The sequence below is a fragment of the Virgibacillus sp. LDC-1 genome (genome assembly GCF_030137545.1).
Lineage (GTDB): Bacteria > Bacillota > Bacilli > Bacillales > Amphibacillaceae > LDC-1.
Window position 1 is genome coordinate 145,323 of record NZ_JARUVL010000006.1, and the last position, 17,639, is coordinate 162,961.

Genomic DNA, 17,639 nt, shown 5'->3' on the forward strand with positions numbered 1-17,639 from the left:
TCCAATTGCGGATCGTTTTTTATTTTAACTTGCAGTTACCATCTCATGAAGTAATAGTTCGAAAGCTAAGCCTTTTTCCATCTTTCCTTGCTTCATTACAGCATCTGCATTAGCTAAGTTATCTATTATTTTATGTAGTCTTGGGATAGTAAATTGACTTTCTCTGCTTAACGCCACCTTTACTACATATGGATGAACACTAAGATTCTTTTGTATTTGTCCTTGACTATATCCCTTTGCTTTTAGGAGCTTCACACGTAGTATCATTCGAAATTGATAAGCTAATAATCCAATTAGAGCAATCGGCTCTTCCTTTAACTTTTCTAAATCTTTATAAATAGCTACTGCTTGATGTAATTTGCGTTCCATTACGGCATCTACTAAGCGTAAAGAAGAACTATTCGTTGTATGCGATACGAGCTCTTCCGCAACTTCTTTCGTTACCGCACCATTTTCTCCAACATACAAAGCCATTTTTGTAAGCTCGTTCTCCAACATTTGCAAATTACTTGTTTGTTCTCTCAGCAATACTTCGATTGCAGCTGATTCAACTGTAATATGCAATTGTTCCGCCATTCCGTGAATCCATCTGTCAACTTCTTCTGACTTTACTGGATTACATTCTGCAACAGCAGCTGTTTTCCGAAATAACTTTGTTAATTTTTTCCGTTCATCTAACTTTTCATATGGCGCAATAAAAACGATCGTTGAATAATCTACAGGTGATTCAAGATACCTCTCCAGCATCGTAACATCATGCTCAAATGGAAGCTTGTCCTGCTTCGCCTTTAAAAAAATTGGGTTATGGATAAATATTAATTTATTTTCACCAAAAAAAGGATATGTTTCCGCATCAATGATTACTTCTTGAATAGGTGTTTCTTCCAAATCATATGTAACAGCATTTGCAGCATCATCAATGCCATGCTTTAGAAAAAGCGCTTGTAAGTTTTGGATAAAATATGCTTCTGTTCCATATAATAAACTGACAGCAGGTATATGCTTTGCTTTTATTTTTTTTCGCATTTCATTGTAGGACAATCCATCCACCATCTTTCAAAAACTCAAATAAAAAGACATTCGTCATTTTCACTCTATCTATAATGGTAATCGGATGCATCGGGAAACGCAAGAAAATAATGAGAGGGAGAGGATGCCTCGATTCTCCCTCCCTGATCTATATAAACGTTTAAACCACAGCCCTAGGAACTGTCACTTAAACGATATTTGATCATTTATAGACTAACCTGGAGTGTTTAAAATATAGCTGTTAAGTCTTTCTAATAATGGGGTCGATTACATTGCAGAAGAATGGATACCTACCATAAATACCAGTTTGATGATCTCTTTCTTAAAATTTCAATTAATCGAGTGGATTTTTTTATGTAAATAATTTATACTAATAAGTGATTATAGGAGGGGTTACTATGACAATGAATGAATTTGAAAAAAATCCACAATCAAGAAATAACGATGTTGTTGATTCAATCAAAGGGTTTGGGATATCATTTGTATTCTTTATTCTTATTTTTACAATCGGTGTTGTAATTAGTGTTATAGGTTCTTAATTTTTTTACATACAACTTCACATGGCTAACAAAGAGACTGGTAAACAGTCTCTTTTATCATTTATTGCATAATAGTATCTATGGTTTATATTTAGTAAAAACACGCTTGTCACCATGGTATTGATACTGGATTGCTCGATCTGTATCTGTTCGAAAAATACGGACGCCTTCCTCTTTTAACACTTGCAATACTTCTTCTGCAGGGTGTCCATACATATTATGTCTGCCAACTGAAATGAGTGCATCATTTGGCTGAATTGCTTTAATAAATTGTGCTCCTGTGGACGTATTACTTCCATGATGGGCAACCTTTAGAACATCAATCGAAAGATTTGGAAAAGATGAAAGTAGCTTTTCTTCCGTGTTCTCCCCTATATCACCTGTAAATAACCACCTTTCCCCTCCAAATTCTGTTAATATTACGAGCGAGTTTTCATTAGGCGTTCCTAAATTGCGAGTAGGAGATAACAGATGGAACGTTTGCCCTTTAATGGCAAGCAATTGATAAGGCTTTATTCGAATAACCTCTCCTTTTGCTTGCATCCATTCGTTCAGCTCCTTCATCTTTAGCTCATATTGATCACTTACTACAATTCGCTTAACCGATCTATCTTTTAGCAAATACCCTACACTTCCCATATGATCCACATCTTCATGACTAATAAAAACCGCATCAACTGATTGAATACCACGATAAGTTAAAAATGGATTAATAATATTGTTGTATACACTTTCAGTAGGCTTTCTATCATGAAATGAATATGTCGCTCCAGCGTCAATCATAAATACACCGCGGCGATAAGGAAGCTCGATGACAAATGCATCTCCTTGCCCAATATCCAACATCGTAACTTTTCCAATCGGGGAAAAATAAGGCCGCGCAACAATGATCATCACCATTACAGTTAATCCCACCCCACAAATGAAAGCATTTGTCTTTTTTTGTTTTTCTTCTAATACCATAAACAAAATAAGTAAGCCATAATATAAAAATGCGCTCCACATGGGAAAATTCCCGGTCATCCAGGGAAAGTACGCAACTTGATCAATGACAATGAGAAGCTTTTCAAAACCTTTATGGATAAAGGTAAATATAAAGTCAATTACCGTTGATATAAAAGGTACAGGCGAAAAAATCACCATTATAAAAACGGTTGGAATAACAAATAACGTGAAATATGGAACAACGAGGATATTGATAAGAATAGATAATGGATGAAAGGTGGAAAAATAAAGGAATTGAATAGGCAATAGAACCAGCTGACAAATAAAGCTGATTTTTAGCAAAACGAAAAAAGGGGAAGGTGTTTTCGCAAGCCATGATTTTGAAAGCACTAATGTGAATGCAACTAAAAAAGACATTTGAAACCCTACTTGATAAATAATGTATTTATCAACTATTAGAAGAAAAAGGAACACGATGCTTATCACATCTGTTAGTGGATAACGAAGCTTTGCTTTCGCCAAACCAACTGCAAGGCAAATCATTAAGCTAGCTCTCCATACCGAAGGCTCTCCTCCCGCAAGGATAGCATAAACAGGCAACCCAAAAATTATTATCCACTGCGTCTTTTCCTTCGTTGTCATTCCCAGCTTGATAAGCAGAAAGAAAACAAACCCGACGATTAGTCCAACATGTAAGCCTGAAATCGCCAATAAGTGAGCTAAACTCCACCTTTGAAATAAATGAATCATTGTCTTGGAAAGCATTGAATCGTCTCCAAAGACTAATGCAAAAATCCAAGCAGTAGAATCCTTCTTATATGTCTGCGAAATAAAACCTTGCAATAAATCTCTAAAACGATAAAAACGATCCATAAACGAAGCGCCATCACATGAAATAGTATCCAAAGAATCGACAACAATCTGATAAGAAATACCTTTTTTAGCTAAAAATAATTGATGATTGAATTGACCTGGATTCCTACTTGACTCAGGAACGGCAAAACGCCCTGTTAGTTCACATACTGCTCCGTATCGAAGCTTTGTTTTCCAATGCGTAATGTGATCATTAGCTTGTTCTTTTAAAAATGAAACGGTTTCTATTTTTTGATCTAATGAATCGCTATGAAGAACGAAATCAACTTTCTTTTCCGTCCAATTGACTTGACTAACGATCGTACCAGTAAGAGTGAGTATTTCTTCTGGAGATGATGACTGTGGAGGAGTAGAGAGCGTTGGAAGGTACTCGAAGAAAAAAAGGGAGATGATGATGGAAGCAAGTAGCGGAAACCTCCTTAGCCGTTTGCTTCCATATACATAAAAAATCCAACAAATAAATCCAACGTATAGCCAATAATTATTAAAATAAACGGTTAGTGCACTTGATACAGCAGCGAACGCAGCAATATGCCAATAACCTTTCATCAATAGTTACCTTATTCTTCAGATAGCTGAAACAGCTTGTCTGCTTCGTGCTTTAATGCTGTTATATCCGTATCGGAATCTGCCTTTGCTTCTAATTTCGCTAACAACCCTTCTACATATGCTCTTTTTTCTATGTAGTGTGTATCCACTGCTAAATATTCTAACGGAACCTTTTTTGTTTTTACGCCTGCTTCTTTAAATAGTTGAATCGCATATTCATGGTTTTTATAATCCTCCGCATAATATACGGTCTTAATGCCACCTTGAATAATTTGCTTACAGCATTGCAAGCATGGAAAATGCGTTACATACATATCGGCATTTTCAGAAGGAACACCAAATTTCGCGCATTGTAATAATGCATTCGCTTCTGCGTGAATCGTACGGACGCAATGTCCATCAATAACGTAGCATCCATCATCAATACAATGCACACTACCAGAAACACTACCATTATATCCGCCTGCAATAATACGTTTATCGCGAACAATGGTAGCTCCGACCATTAAACGTGTACACGTGCTTCGTAAAGCAAGCAAATGACTTTGTGCCATAAAATATTGATCCCAAGAAATCCTTTCCAAAAAAATCACCTCATATGTATAAAATTTAAAAAACATCATTGAAGCTAGTTTACATGGAATTAATTTAGACAGTCAATGGATGTTTTATGGAATTTGAATGGCATCCTTTATGCTTTCAAGCGTTTTTTCTCCAATTCCAGACACCTCTAGTAAATCCTCTAGCTTTCGAAACTGTCCATGCTCTTCCCGATACTGAATAATTGCTTCTGCCTTTTTTGGACCGATACCATTTAATTGCTCGATTTCCTCTTTTGTTGCTCGATTAATAGCTAATTTATTCCCTGCTTTACTACCGGTAGTTGCGCCGTTATCGCTATCATCAGGAGAACCTAATTCCGGTACGATAATAACCATTTCATCGTTTACTTTTTGCGCTAAATTAATACTAGTTTGATCTGCCTTGTCAGTGAATCCTCCTGCTAAATCGATGACATCCTTTACCCTTGCACTGGAAGTTAGTTCATAGACACCTGGCTTTTGCACATGACCTTTAACATCGATTAATACGGTTACTGATTGCGCGTCTTCCTTCTCTGGATCATTAATGGAGGGAAGATTACTATCTATAGGTTGTTCTGCTAGTTGTGCGTGATCCTCCTTCGTAAGGATAATAAACAGCAGGATTAAAACAATAATAATAATTGGAAACAAGAGTTTCTTACCGATTGAAAGCATTACAAACACATCCTTCTATAAAAGTGGCTTTTAGAGCGTGGATTAAACGTGGAAATGGGAGCTTAGTATGTTCTTCGACAAACATAGATAGATTCCCTGCAATTAAAAAAAGATCGGAAATTTTATATTATCCCGATCTTTTTTCAGCTATAAAAAATAATCTAGCTGCTTTTTCATCTATTTTTTTATTTTCTAATGAAAAATCCGCAGTAATTTGATTAATCTCAAAACCTGCTTGTTGTAGCAAAGCTGTATAAACATCCATTGAATAAGTGCGCTGATAATGCGCTTCATCAAATCGAGTATATTGGCTACCATCTTGCATAAAGAACGTTAAATCATGATACATACTTCCTTTTTCATCACCTTCTGAACAAAACCAAATATATGAGCTTTCTTCATCTATATCAGCAAACGTTTGGTTTACTAAGTTATGTTCAACATGAAATAAGGAATGTACATCAAATAAAAATAATCCCCCAGGCCGCAAAGCTTTTGAAACACGTCCAAATACCTGTTCTAACTCTTCAGTAGTTGTAATGTAATTTACTACATCACAATAGCAAACCGCCACATCAACCATCGTGAATCCATCTAACGCTCGTAAATCCTGATGGACCCAATGAATATCTAAATGCTGGTCGTTTGCTTTTTGCTCCGCAATTGAAAGCATGTCAGCTGAATAATCTACTCCTGTTACAGCATATCCTTTTTGAGCTAAACGAAGTGCTATTTCTCCTGTTCCACAGCCTAGATCAAGAATTGAAGTGACTTTTAATGGAGAACGAGCAATGAATTCTTCTGTAAAAGATACCCAATCGTCATATGGTGCATCCTTCATAAACTGATCATAAATATTGGCCATACGTTCATAAGCCATCGCTTAATCAACCTGACTAATTTCTAGCTGAACTTGGGCTGCATCACCCCAGAGACGCTCTAGATTGTAATAAGACCGTTCATCCTTATGAAATACATGGCATACAATATCTCCAATATCAACGAGCACCCATCTCGCCTCTTCAAATCCCTCTAGTCGTTTTAATGGAATATCCTTTTCCTCCATCGCTTCTTTAATAGATCTTGCGATTGCTTGGACTTGCCGTTCATTATTTCCATGACATATTAAAAAGTAGTCTGCAACTAAGGAGACTCCCTTCATATCCAAGGCGATAATATTTTCTGCTTTTTTATCATCGCAAGCTTCTGCTGCTATATTAAGCATATCCGTAGTTTTCATATAATTAATTACCTCCACTCAATTTGTTTGTTAGGTCATTATATGCATGAAAGGTATCTGGGTAAATTGTATTTTCTTTCCCCATTAAAAATTGAATTGTGTTTCTTGAAACCAACCATGCTGCTTTATCCAAGTTTCTGTTTGCCGTATCCCTAACCTCTTCCAAGCCGGAAAAGCTTCTTCCTGGTTCAATATAGTCTGCGACAAACAATACTTTTTCAAGCGTACTCATGTGAGCCCTGCCTGTTGTATGATAGTATATCGCATCTTTTATCTCAGGATCGATAATCCCGTGCTCTCTTTCGACGAGCAATGATCCTACAGGACCATGCCAAAGTTCATGATGATAGTGAAGAAGATCCTTTGGTAAGTACGATGATAAAATCCATTTCTTCATCTCATCTAGATTTCGATACTTTGCATAATCATGAAAGACGGCTGCAATAGCCGCTTTTTCCTCATTTGAGCCATATAGCTTGGCTAGATGAACTGCAGTTTCCATAACGCGTTCTGTATGTTCATAGCGTGCAGAAGTTAAATGCGGCTTTACAATACGCAATGCTTTACTTGTTTCCATACAATCCCCGCTCCTCAATAAAAGAATAAACCGAATGTGGTACCAAATAACGAATCGATCTTTTTTCGCTTAGCCTTTGACGAATCATCGTTGAAGATATCGGAATAAAAGGAACATCAACTGTTTTAATCGGATATTTACTTTCAAGCGGATATCCTTCTCGCTGCACTCCTATGAAGGTAACATTCGCCAATAACTCATCTATTTGATACCAATTCGGTAAATAGGCAACCATGTCTGCACCAATAATAAAATAGAATTGATTCTCTGGGAATTGTAATTGCAATGCTTTAACCGTATCAATTGTATAGGACGTTCCCTTTCGATTCACTTCGATGTCATTTATTTTAAATGCTTCATTCTCATGAATCGCCATTTCAACCATCGCAACTCTTTCCTCAGCAGTTGCATTCGCTTTCGATTTATGTGGTGGCTCACTCGCGGGAATAAACCATACCTCGTCTAATTCCATGGTGTCTTTTACGGTTTCCGCAATTATTAAATGCCCCATATGAGGTGGATCAAATGTCCCCCCTAAAATCCCAATTCGCTTCTTCATCACATATTCTCCTTCATGAAAGCTTTTTAGCAATTCATGGTCACGGTAAATTAATATGCTTATTTTCTATTGATTCCTTGTATAAAACAATATTATTTCCAATTACTTGAACAATTTCGGCTCCAGTTCCTTCTTGAAGTTGTGCTGCTACACTTTCTTTATCTTCCAGGCAATTTTGTAAAATGCTCACTTTAATGAGCTCTCTCTTTTCAAGCGCCTCGTTTATTTGTTCGACCATATTTTCATTCACACCTATTTTACCAACCTGAAAAATGGGTTTTAAATGATGTGCTTCTGCACGTAAAAATCGTTTTTGTTTTCCTGTTAACATTCTTATCTTCCTTCCAATTTAAGCTTTAGTTGCTTGCTCATGTTATCGAGTGCAACAGATTTTCTTGTCCAAATTTGAAATGCTAGTTGTGCTTGGGTTAAAAGCATCATATGTCCTAAATGGATATGCGCGCCTTTATCTATTGCCTGTTGTAAAAAATTCGTTAGCAATGGTTGATAAACTATATCACTTACAATCGCCGTACTTTTTAGATGGTTCAATTGTATGGGAGAGGCTTGTTCATTTGGCTTCATGCCGACTGATGTTGTTTGAATTATAATATCATAATCAGCTAACCGATCTTCCGCTTCTTTTATCGTCAAAACCGAAGTAGATGTTTTACCTTTGTTTAATTTCGCAATTTCATTTGCCCGTTTTATCGTACGATTCGCAATATCCACTTGACTAAATCCTTCTGATAAAAGCGCATAATAAATTCCTCGCGCTGCGCCTCCTGCACCAACAACTAGAATCCGCTTCTGTTTATTTTGTGCAAGCTCTGGATAATTAGCAATTAATGCTGAAACATATCCTTTACCATCCGTATTGTAGCCGATCCATTGTCCATTTCTTAAGACAACGGTGTTAACTGCACCAATTTCTTGTGCATCTTGATCAATATCATCTAAATAAGGAATGATGCTTTGCTTGTACGGAACAGTTACATTAAAGCCATGCAAAAGCTTCTGCTCTTTTAGACGAGAAATTTCCACGCCAAAATCAGTATGAGGGTGTATTTCTATCCGTTTATAGCTTCCTTCCAACCCTGCTTGTTGCAAAAATTGCTGATGAATCCACGGCGACATAGAATGCTGGATTGGAAAGCCTATTAAACCTAATTGAAATGACATGATATTCCCCCTATAGCAATGCTTTTCTTACGGATACTGATACTCCTTTAGGACTGTGCGCATTTACACTCGCTTTACCTGATACCGTAATCCACCCTAGTCCTGGAAAAACAATATCTGTCTTTTCACCGTTCATACGAAACGAACTTGATGACAATGGTGGTAATATTTCTAACGTTTTCGTATCCGGTGGAGAGAGCAGTTCGTCCCCGAGATGATTAGCATAAAGCTCTTCGGCATTTTCTAGTTTGGTACGATGGATTTGTAGGCTATTTGCAAAATAACAAACAAAAGATTGTCTATCTCCCTTTAGAAAGTCAAAACGCGCTAACCCTCCAAAGAACAATGTTTGTCCTTCATTTAACTGGTATACTCTCGGTTTTATTTCTTTAATTGGCGTTATCACCTTTAAATCATGCTCTGACACATAATGGGCCATTTGTTTATGATTCACAATTCCCGGAGTATCAATTAATACAGATTTGTCATCTAATGGGATTTCAATAAAGCCTAACGTTGTCCCTGGGAAATAAGAGGTTGTGATAACATCACTTTCACCGATAGTTTGTTTTATGAGGCGGTTAATAAATGTAGACTTTCCAACATTCGTTGTTCCAACCACATATACATCCTGTTTTTCTCGAAGCTTTTCTATTTCTTCTTTAAGTTCTTCAATTCCATGCCCTTTTTTGGAGGAAATAAGAAAAACATTCTCAACACGAATGCCTGCATCCTTTGCACTTTTGCGGAGCCATTGGATTACTTTGTTTTGATTTGTAGACTTCGGAAGTAAATCTACCTTATTCCCAACTAAAATAATCGGATTGTTGCCAACTATTCTAGGTAAGCTGTCAATTAAGCTTCCGTTTACATCAAAGATATCAATGATATGTACGATAAGTCCATGATTGTTTCGAATACTACTAACCATATTCAAAAAATCATCATCAGTTATTTGAACATCTTGTATTTCATTATAATGCTTTAACCGGAAACAACGCTTACACAATATGTTTTCCTTTTCTAAGGACGACTTCGGCGTATAGCCTACTTTATTTGGATCTGCAGTTTGAATTTCTGCTCCACATCCAATGCAATATACGTTATCCAATCTTATTCCTCCCACGTAATCTTTCCTTTTTTTCGCATATAGTCCATGATACGTCGTTCAATTTTTCGATTTACACGCGTTAGCATTCCATCTGTTTGCACAATGGGGACAACAAGAATCGTATAAAAACCCGCTAGGTTACCACCAAGAACATCGGTTAATAACTGGTCACCAACAACTACAATTTCCTCTTTTTTCATTCCCATTTCTTTAGCAGCAGTAACAAATGCTCGACGCAATGGTTTCCTGGCACTGAATACATATGGTGTATCTAATGGTTCTGCAAAAATCTTAACACGGTCCTGGTTATTATTGGAGATGATCATAACAGATATTCCATGATCCTTTAATAATTTAAACCATTGTACTACTTCTGATGTTGCATCACGTACATCCCAAGCAACAAGCGTATTGTCTAAATCCGTTATGACCCCTTTTATTCCTTTCTCCTTTAAGGAAGCAGGGTCAATATCAAAAATACTTTTCACATGTTCATTTGGTAGAAATTTATTTAGCAATTCATACACCTCATTTTTATCATTCCATACGAATTTAGCATCTATTCGAATTAAACCGTTACAGATGTTTATTTTAAATTAGTAATGGCAATTATACATTATAACATCATCCTAATCGGATACTACCCTTTTAGCATTATAAAACAAAATTCACTAGCCAATCAAAAAATTTCTCGTATGAAAGAAGGGTATAGTTTTTTGACTTGATTAGGAGAATTATGTAAAAATGTAAATCACGTGTTAAAAACGTTCGACAAATTCCCTCATTATTCGAATTGTGGATAACTATATCAACATTATCCACACTGTTATATCAAGGCTTTAATAGCGCAAACCTTTAGATATACACAAGTTATCTACAATCGCATGTAGATAACTGACGTCTTGTCCCGATACGAGAATCGTGTTAAATTATTATTAGCTTTACGAAATATATCGATTCTATCATTGTTTACGATTTTAATAGGAGGGCTGCATTTATGAAGCATTTGTCGGACGAATTATTAATTGAATCATACCATAAAGCAAATGAGCTACATTTAAGCCCTGATTTTATTGCGCTTATAATAGAAGAAATTAATAGAAGATGTATTACACATAAAATTACTTGTAACACGAAGTATGAGTCGTTTACAAGATAAAAACAAATACTCCACTATAAGAAATATCTTCCAGCAACTCTTGTCGTTTTTGTGAATGATGGGGGTTTTTTATTTTTCCGCCAATTATATTATGATAAGCTTATATTTAACTGTTTTTTTAGCAAATATTTTCCTCGCAAGCTTTTCCTTTATTTTAATGGTTTTTCATAGGATTAAAGTATATAATTTTAGAAGAAGTTGTTCCCTTGTTGCAACCACATAAGACCTTCATTTTCATTTAGCTTGCGATCTGAATGAACTGCTATGTCATTTTCAACTATAAGGAGGATTTTCAATAGATGATTTTCGCAGTACTCTTACCATTTATCTTTGCTTTTTTTATTCCATTTTTAAGTAAAATAAAGCATCGAATACATACAGGTATTTTTGTGTTACTTATCCCTTTAAGTATATTTATTTATTTTGTTCGATTTGTTGGAACGAACTTTTCCCCAACTCGGCAAACTTATAATTGGATTCCATCATTAGGAATTAATTTTGACTTCTACTTAGATGGATTGAGTTTATTGTTTGTACTACTAATTACTGGAATTGGAAGTCTTGTTGTTTTATATTCCATTTATTACTTAGACCGCAGCGAACGGTTAGGACACTTCTATGTCTATTTATTAATGTTTATGACCGCTATGCTAGGGGTTGTCTTATCAGATAATGTGTTTGTGCTTTACACCTTTTGGGAATTAACATCCATTTCGTCATTCTTATTAATTGGATACTGGCATTTTAAAGAGCGCTCTAGATATGGTGCTTTAAAATCGATGCTAATTACCGTATTCGGTGGCTTAAGTATGCTTGGTGGCTTTGTGCTTCTGTCGATTGTAACGAAAACAACAAGTATTCAAGGGATGATTGAACAAGCTGATTTAGTTTTAAACAGTAACTATCTTCCTTTAATTCTCATTTTTATTTTGTTAGGCGCTTTTACAAAGTCCGCTCAGTTTCCATTTCATATTTGGCTTCCTGATGCAATGGAAGCTCCGACTCCTGTTAGTGCTTATTTGCATTCAGCAACAATGGTCAAGGCAGGCTTATTTTTAATCGCGCGTTTTTCCCCATTGTTCCATACATATGAATGGTTTTATATCATTGTAAGTACGGTCGGTATTATTACGCTTTGCTGGGGATCCTATATGGCTGTTCGACAAACAGATTTAAAAGCGATATTAGCTTTCTCTACAATCAGTCAGCTCGGAATGATTATGGCAATGCTCGGCTTTGGAACAAAAATTGCTATTTTTGCGGCCGTATTTCATATTTTAAACCATGCCACGTTTAAAGGAAGCTTATTTATGGTAGCCGGGATTATTGACCATGAAACAGGCACGAGAGATATTCGTAAGCTAGGTGGTTTATTAACATTGATGCCAATCACGGCTACGTTAGCCATTTTTGGAACATTTTCAATGGCCGGTGTACCATTACCGTTTTTAAATGGTTTTTATAGTAAAGAATTATTTTTTGACGCAACAGTAAAACTACCAGATGGCGGAGCTGGTATTGCTAGCCTTTTAACTGCTAGCATTCCATATCTAGCTGTGTTTGGAAGTATCTTCACATTTGTATATTCGATGTATTTCTTTTTTGGAGTTTTTACAGGCCCACAAAAATTGGCGCTACTTCCGAAAAAGCCGCATGAAGCTCCATTTGGGATGTTAATGTCACCAATGCTTCTTATTGCAGGAGTTGTTATAATTGGCCTATTCCCGAATAGCTTTAATGCATCATTTTTGCTTCATGCTGCAACGGCAGTAAATCCAAGTAGTGAATTTGTTGACGTCTATTTTTGGCACGGATTTATTACACCATTTAAAATGTCATTAATTGTTGTTGGTGTTGGTCTTGCCCTATTTCTCACACGACGGTACTGGAAAAATATATACAACTTCTTCCCTGGCAAATTAAGCTTTAACAACCTATACGATGGCCTGTTAGAAAAGGTAGATCAATACACTGCAACGGTCACGAACTTCTATATGAATGGTTCATTAAAAAATTATGTGGCCATCATTATTGGAACAATATTCATTGTTACACTAAGCTTTATGTTTATAACAGATGGCTTTACAATAAGTAATGATAATTTAGCTGATGTGACAGGTATTGAGCTTGCAGTTGTGTTTATTATCGCGATTGCTGCGATTGCTACGATCTTTACAAACCATAAGCTCGCGATCATATTAATAACAGGTGTCGTTGGTTATGGCGTAGCGATTTTGTTTGTTATATATCGCGCACCAGACCTTGCCTTAACGCAGCTCGTTATTGAAACAGTTTCGGTAGTCTTATTTTTACTAAGCTTTTATCATTTTCCAAAGCTACAAAAACGGGAGGAATCGATTGCTTCTAAATGGATGAATGCTACCCTTTCCATTGGCTTTGGTGCTTTAATAATTCTAGTTGGTATTTCTGCGCATAGTAGTAGCTGGTTTAGCTCGATTTCAGATTACTTTATTGAAACCTCTTATTCGCTTGGTGGTGGAGATAACATCGTAAATGTTATTCTCGTCGACATGCGTGGATTAGATACGCTATTTGAAATTACGGTATTAGGAATTGCGGCACTTGCGATTTTCAGCCTCATTAAATTACGTGATAAGGAGGCGAAATAAATGGAGTTTATTGTCATTGTACTTGCCGGTATTTTATTTGCTACCGCCATTTATAACTTATTACAAAAGCAAATGCTGCGTATTATTATCGGAACAGTGCTTCTATCACATGGAGCGCATCTGATGATCTTAACTATGGGAAAATTAAAGCGTGGGAAGCCACCGATTTTAGAGGAAGGTGTTGCTAACTACACCGATCCTTTGCCACAGGCATTGATCTTAACCTCTATCGTCATTAGCTTCGGAATAACAAGTCTCTTACTTGTTTTAGCATACCGAACTGCAAAAACGAATAACACAGATAATATGGAACAATTAAGGGGTGAAACAAATGAGTAATTTAGCAGTGCTACCAATTATCATCCCGTTAATCGCAGGAATTCTGCTTGCATTTACGAATACGAATGTACGTTTATCTCGTGCATTAACACAAATCTTAACGGTTGTAAACTTAGGTGTTGTCTCCTTTATTGCATGGAAGGTGTTTCAGGATGGAACGATTGTGCTTGAAACTGGAGATTGGATTGCACCATACGGCATCGTACTTGTTGCTGACTCGTTAGCAATTACACTCGTTCTAACAACTAATATCATCGCAACCGCTGCGGTGTTCTATGCACCACACTCCCTTTCGATTGAAAAGGAAAAACATTATTTTTATCCTTTTTATTTCTTTCTTATTACGGGAGTATCAGGAGCATTTTTAACAGGAGATTTATTTAATCTATTTGTATTCTATGAGGTCTTATTGATGGCTTCTTACGCACTTATTGTCCTTGGTGGAAACAAGGTTCAGCTTCGAGAATCGATAAAATATGTACTAATTAATTTATTCTCGTCTGTTTTATTTGTAACCGCCATCGCGTTTCTATACGGTGTTGTAGGTACAGTCAATATGGCTCAAATAGCTGAACGTGTGCAGGAAGTAGAGCAATTTGGTATTTTAACAACTATTGCTATTCTGTTGTTTTTCGTGTTTGGTACGAAAGCTGCTCTCTTTCCACTTTATTACTGGATGCCAAAGTCTTATATCGTACCAAATCCAGTCATATCTGCATTATTTGGTGCATTACTTACGAAGGTTGGAATCTATTCGATCCTACGAGTGTTTTCGTTAATCTTCGTCCATAAAATAGATTTAACACATGAAACCTTTATTTGGATTGCAGGACTAACGATGATCTTCGGTGTTATTGGTGCCCTATCCACAAATAACATCAAGCTAATTATCGCCTATAATATCATTCCAGCTATCGGATTTATTATGATGGGAATTGGTACTTTCAATCAAGCTGGTTTAAGTGGATCCGTCTATTATCTAGTGCATGATATGATTATTAAAACAGCATTATTCTTGCTTGTAGGCGTAATCGCATATGTTGCCGGTACTTCTGATTTACGGAAGATGGGTGGACTCATTCACCATTATCCAGTATTAGGTTGGCTTTTATTTATTTCGGCATTTGTATTAGCTGGGATCCCTCCTTTTAGTGGGTTTATTGGGAAGTTACTCCTTTTAAAAGGAGCGCTTCAAGGAGATCATATTTTCATTGTGATTATTGCATTGCTATCAAGTCTGCTCATCCTTTACTCTGTCATGAAAATATTTATAAGAGGCTTTTGGGGTGAAGAAAATCCACTGGTAGAGAAAAGAACGACAAAAGGTTTTATCGCACCAATTGTGTTTCTACTTCTCTTCTCAATCTTTATCGGAATTGGTGCAGAATTCATCTATCCGGCTATCGATTCAGTTGCAGTTTATTTGCTCGATCCGGAAATTTACATCGATTCTGTATTAAAGGAGTAATGGATGATGACTTTTCAAATTGTAATTAACCTTATTATTGCATTCATGTGGATGTTCTTGAGTGAATCTTATTCTTTTGCAAGCTTTGTTGCAGGATATTTATGTGGGATATTTCTTTTATTCCTATTACGAAGATTTATTCCTGGCCGATTTTATATGCATCGTGTTTTGAGTATATTGAAGCTGATTCTGTTGTTTATTAAAGAATTGCTTCTATCCAATATCGAGATCGTTAAATTAGTTTATACACCAAAGCCTGAAATTGAGCCTGGTATATTTGCCCTTCCAACAGATTTAAAAACAGACTGGGAAATAAACCTACTAGCGAACCTAATAACATTAACACCAGGTACCCTATCGGTTGCTATCTCACGAGATCATTCAACCATTTTTATCCATGCGATGGATATAGACGATATTGAGGAATCCATTCAATCGATTAAAAATACGTTCGAAAAAGCAATTATGGAGGTGACAAGATGACTTCTATTTTAGCAACAACTGAACAAATCATCGACATCACATTGTTCATTTGTTTTTTTGGTATCTCCTTATCGTTAGTTTTGTTGGTTTATCGCATTATTGTGGGACCAACGAATGCAGATAGAGCAGTGGCACTTGATACAATTGGCATTAATTTGATGGCAGTTGCAGCCCTTATGGCAATCTACTTATTAACTACGAAATTAAATGATGTTATCTTGTTAATAGGAATTCTAGCTTTTCTCGGGACGGTAGCAATCGCAAAATACTTAGAAAAGGGTGTTATTATTGATCGAGACATTGATTAACATTGTTGTTAATATCATTATAAGCTTAAGTTTACTGCTCGGAACCTTTTTCATTTTATCTAGCTCATTAGGTATTGTACGTTTTCCCGACATTTATACTCGATTACATGCTGCTACGAAAGCCTCTACACTAGGATTAGCAGGAATATTAATTGGGGCCTTCCTATTTTTATATGTTGAGCATTCTATTGTGAGCGGCAAGCTATTGCTTGCATTGATCTTTATCCTTATCACCGCTCCTGTCGCTGGTCATATGATATCACGTGCTGCGCATCACGCTGGTGTAAAGCCGCTATTGAAAAATCGCGATGATGCCTATGAAAATGCAATAAAACGAAATCAATAAAAAGCGAAGTGACTATCTTTAGTCACTTCGTTTTTTCATGCATGTCGGATTCCACTCGTACACTTTTAATGGACAGACACAAAACCTCTTCACGGCACATATGGTGATATATAGGCTTTTGCCCAGCCGACCATTATAGGAGGTGGATATGTTTGTCTGGAATTCTTAGTGCCCTCGCCTTACTCATTAAAGAAGCGCTCGTTTTCGTTTCGTATGTTAAAAACCACGCCTTTCCACAACCTCTCTCCTCTGAGGATGAAGCGAAATACATTAAAGAAATGCAAGAAGGCAGTGAAACAGCACGAAATAAATTGATTGAGCACAATTTAAGGTTGGTTGCCCATATTGTAAAAAAGTTTGAAAATACAGGAGAAGAAATGGAAGATTTAATTTCCATTGGCACGATCGGATTAATTAAAGGAATTGAAAGCTATTCCGTTGGAAAAGGTACAAAGCTCGCCACCTATGCTGCACGCTGTGTGGAAAATGAAATTCTGATGCATTTAAGAGCATTAAAAAAGGTAAAAAAAGATGTTTCCTTACATGATCCAATTGGGCAGGATAAGGAAGGGAATGAAATAAGTCTTATCGATATTTTAGAGGCGGAAAATGAAGACGTTATTGACTTTATCCAATTAAATTTGGAAATTGAAAAAATGCAAGACTATTTTACTGTCCTTGATAGCCGGGAACGTGAAGTCATCATATATCGCTATGGGTTGAATGACTACCAGCAAATGACCCAGCGTGAAATAGCAAAAAAATTAAACATATCGAGAAGCTATGTCTCTCGTATCGAGAAGCGAGCTTTGATGAAAGTGTTCCATGAATATTTTCGAAATGAAAGAAAAGAACATAAAAGAAAATAAGTAAAAACGAGCATCTTACAAATGGTAAGAGCTCGTTTTTCATATGTTTTGGGCTTGTCAAATAAAGTGTGTAAGTTCTAATTTACTCAAGATACTTTAACACTCTATCTTTTAGTTCATCTTGAAGAAGAAGTTGGTTCATAACCATTGCCCAGTTCTGGATATGGCCACTTT

At 36.3% G+C, this 17,639-nt stretch carries 21 protein-coding genes; 9 read left to right on the plus strand and 12 right to left on the minus strand.

Annotation, left to right across the window (positions count from 1 at the left end; translation table 11 throughout):
• Positions 1–24 precede the first annotated feature (24 nt).
• Positions 25–1,041, minus strand: a complete 1,017-nt coding sequence (holA, locus tag QBK89_RS07700) for a DNA polymerase III subunit delta (RefSeq protein ID WP_284140457.1) — start codon at positions 1,039–1,041, stop codon at positions 25–27.
• 392 nt (positions 1,042–1,433) lie between these two features.
• On the opposite strand from holA, the gene QBK89_RS07705 reads away from it, so the two are divergent.
• Positions 1,434–1,568 (plus strand): YqzM family protein, encoded by a 135-nt coding sequence (locus tag QBK89_RS07705; RefSeq protein ID WP_284140479.1) that lies wholly within the window; start codon positions 1,434–1,436, stop codon positions 1,566–1,568.
• Between the two features lie 78 nt (positions 1,569–1,646).
• On the opposite strand, the gene QBK89_RS07710 is transcribed toward QBK89_RS07705, so the two are convergent.
• The 11 genes from QBK89_RS07710 to QBK89_RS07760 all read right to left on the minus strand — a co-directional run bounded on the left by QBK89_RS07710 (position 1,647) and on the right by QBK89_RS07760 (position 10,381).
• Positions 1,647–3,935 (minus strand): DNA internalization-related competence protein ComEC/Rec2, encoded by a 2,289-nt coding sequence (locus QBK89_RS07710; protein ID WP_284140458.1) that lies wholly within the window; start codon positions 3,933–3,935, stop codon positions 1,647–1,649.
• Between the two features lie 11 nt (positions 3,936–3,946).
• Complete coding sequence (locus QBK89_RS07715) at positions 3,947–4,519, minus strand: ComE operon protein 2 (protein ID WP_284140459.1); 573 nt, start codon at positions 4,517–4,519, stop codon at positions 3,947–3,949.
• A gap of 84 nt (positions 4,520–4,603) precedes the next feature.
• The gene (locus QBK89_RS07720) at positions 4,604–5,194 is read right to left on the minus strand and encodes a helix-hairpin-helix domain-containing protein (RefSeq protein ID WP_284140460.1); all 591 of its coding nucleotides are present in this window, start codon (positions 5,192–5,194) and stop codon (positions 4,604–4,606) included.
• A gap of 127 nt (positions 5,195–5,321) precedes the next feature.
• Complete coding sequence (locus QBK89_RS07725) at positions 5,322–6,074, minus strand: class I SAM-dependent DNA methyltransferase (RefSeq protein WP_284140461.1); 753 nt, start codon at positions 6,072–6,074, stop codon at positions 5,322–5,324.
• Between the two features lie 3 nt (positions 6,075–6,077).
• The gene (rsfS, locus tag QBK89_RS07730; protein ID WP_284140462.1) at positions 6,078–6,434 is read right to left on the minus strand and encodes a ribosome silencing factor; all 357 of its coding nucleotides are present in this window, start codon (positions 6,432–6,434) and stop codon (positions 6,078–6,080) included.
• Positions 6,435–6,438: 4 nt separating this feature from the next.
• On the minus strand, positions 6,439–7,011 hold the full coding sequence (gene yqeK / locus QBK89_RS07735) for a bis(5'-nucleosyl)-tetraphosphatase (symmetrical) YqeK (RefSeq protein ID WP_284140463.1): 573 nt from the start codon (positions 7,009–7,011) through the stop codon (positions 6,439–6,441).
• Positions 6,998–7,570 carry a nicotinate-nucleotide adenylyltransferase gene (locus QBK89_RS07740; protein ID WP_284140464.1) on the minus strand — a complete coding sequence of 191 codons (573 nt, stop codon included), beginning with the start codon at positions 7,568–7,570 and terminating at the stop codon, positions 6,998–7,000. The genes yqeK and QBK89_RS07740 overlap by 14 nt, the downstream gene beginning before the upstream one ends.
• 40 nt (positions 7,571–7,610) lie before the next feature.
• On the minus strand, positions 7,611–7,901 hold the full coding sequence (gene yhbY, locus QBK89_RS07745; RefSeq protein ID WP_284140465.1) for a ribosome assembly RNA-binding protein YhbY: 291 nt from the start codon (positions 7,899–7,901) through the stop codon (positions 7,611–7,613).
• Between the two features lie 2 nt (positions 7,902–7,903).
• Positions 7,904–8,752 (minus strand): shikimate dehydrogenase, encoded by an 849-nt coding sequence (gene aroE / locus QBK89_RS07750; protein ID WP_284140466.1) that lies wholly within the window; start codon positions 8,750–8,752, stop codon positions 7,904–7,906.
• A gap of 10 nt (positions 8,753–8,762) precedes the next feature.
• Entirely contained in the window at positions 8,763–9,863 is a 1,101-nt protein-coding gene (gene yqeH / locus QBK89_RS07755) for a ribosome biogenesis GTPase YqeH (protein WP_284140467.1), read from the minus strand.
• 2 nt (positions 9,864–9,865) lie between these two features.
• Positions 9,866–10,381 (minus strand): YqeG family HAD IIIA-type phosphatase, encoded by a 516-nt coding sequence (locus tag QBK89_RS07760; protein ID WP_284140468.1) that lies wholly within the window; start codon positions 10,379–10,381, stop codon positions 9,866–9,868.
• A gap of 479 nt (positions 10,382–10,860) precedes the next feature.
• Here QBK89_RS07760 and sda point away from each other — a divergent pair, with 479 nt between their 5' ends.
• The 8 genes from sda to sigK all read left to right on the plus strand — a co-directional run bounded on the left by sda (position 10,861) and on the right by sigK (position 17,465).
• Positions 10,861–11,022, plus strand: coding sequence for a sporulation histidine kinase inhibitor Sda (gene sda, locus QBK89_RS07765; protein ID WP_284140469.1), 162 nt, complete (start codon positions 10,861–10,863; stop codon positions 11,020–11,022).
• Positions 11,023–11,321: 299 nt separating this feature from the next.
• The gene (locus QBK89_RS07770; RefSeq protein WP_284140470.1) at positions 11,322–13,652 is read left to right on the plus strand and encodes a Na+/H+ antiporter subunit A; all 2,331 of its coding nucleotides are present in this window, start codon (positions 11,322–11,324) and stop codon (positions 13,650–13,652) included.
• The gene (locus QBK89_RS07775) at positions 13,653–13,991 is read left to right on the plus strand and encodes a Na(+)/H(+) antiporter subunit C (protein ID WP_284140471.1); all 339 of its coding nucleotides are present in this window, start codon (positions 13,653–13,655) and stop codon (positions 13,989–13,991) included.
• Positions 13,984–15,459 (plus strand): Na+/H+ antiporter subunit D, encoded by a 1,476-nt coding sequence (locus QBK89_RS07780; protein WP_284140472.1) that lies wholly within the window; start codon positions 13,984–13,986, stop codon positions 15,457–15,459. Before QBK89_RS07775 ends, QBK89_RS07780 begins: the two co-directional genes overlap by 8 nt.
• 6 nt (positions 15,460–15,465) lie before the next feature.
• On the plus strand, positions 15,466–15,942 hold the full coding sequence (locus QBK89_RS07785; RefSeq protein WP_284140480.1) for a Na+/H+ antiporter subunit E: 477 nt from the start codon (positions 15,466–15,468) through the stop codon (positions 15,940–15,942).
• Positions 15,939–16,250, plus strand: a complete 312-nt coding sequence (locus tag QBK89_RS07790) for a Na(+)/H(+) antiporter subunit F1 (protein ID WP_284140473.1) — start codon at positions 15,939–15,941, stop codon at positions 16,248–16,250. The genes QBK89_RS07785 and QBK89_RS07790 overlap by 4 nt, the downstream gene beginning before the upstream one ends.
• Complete coding sequence (gene mnhG, locus QBK89_RS07795) at positions 16,231–16,596, plus strand: monovalent cation/H(+) antiporter subunit G (RefSeq protein ID WP_284140474.1); 366 nt, start codon at positions 16,231–16,233, stop codon at positions 16,594–16,596. Before QBK89_RS07790 ends, mnhG begins: the two co-directional genes overlap by 20 nt.
• Before the next feature lie 152 nt (positions 16,597–16,748).
• Positions 16,749–17,465, plus strand: coding sequence for an RNA polymerase sporulation sigma factor SigK (sigK, locus tag QBK89_RS07800; RefSeq protein ID WP_284140475.1), 717 nt, complete (start codon positions 16,749–16,751; stop codon positions 17,463–17,465).
• Positions 17,466–17,639: the final 174 nt, after the last annotated feature.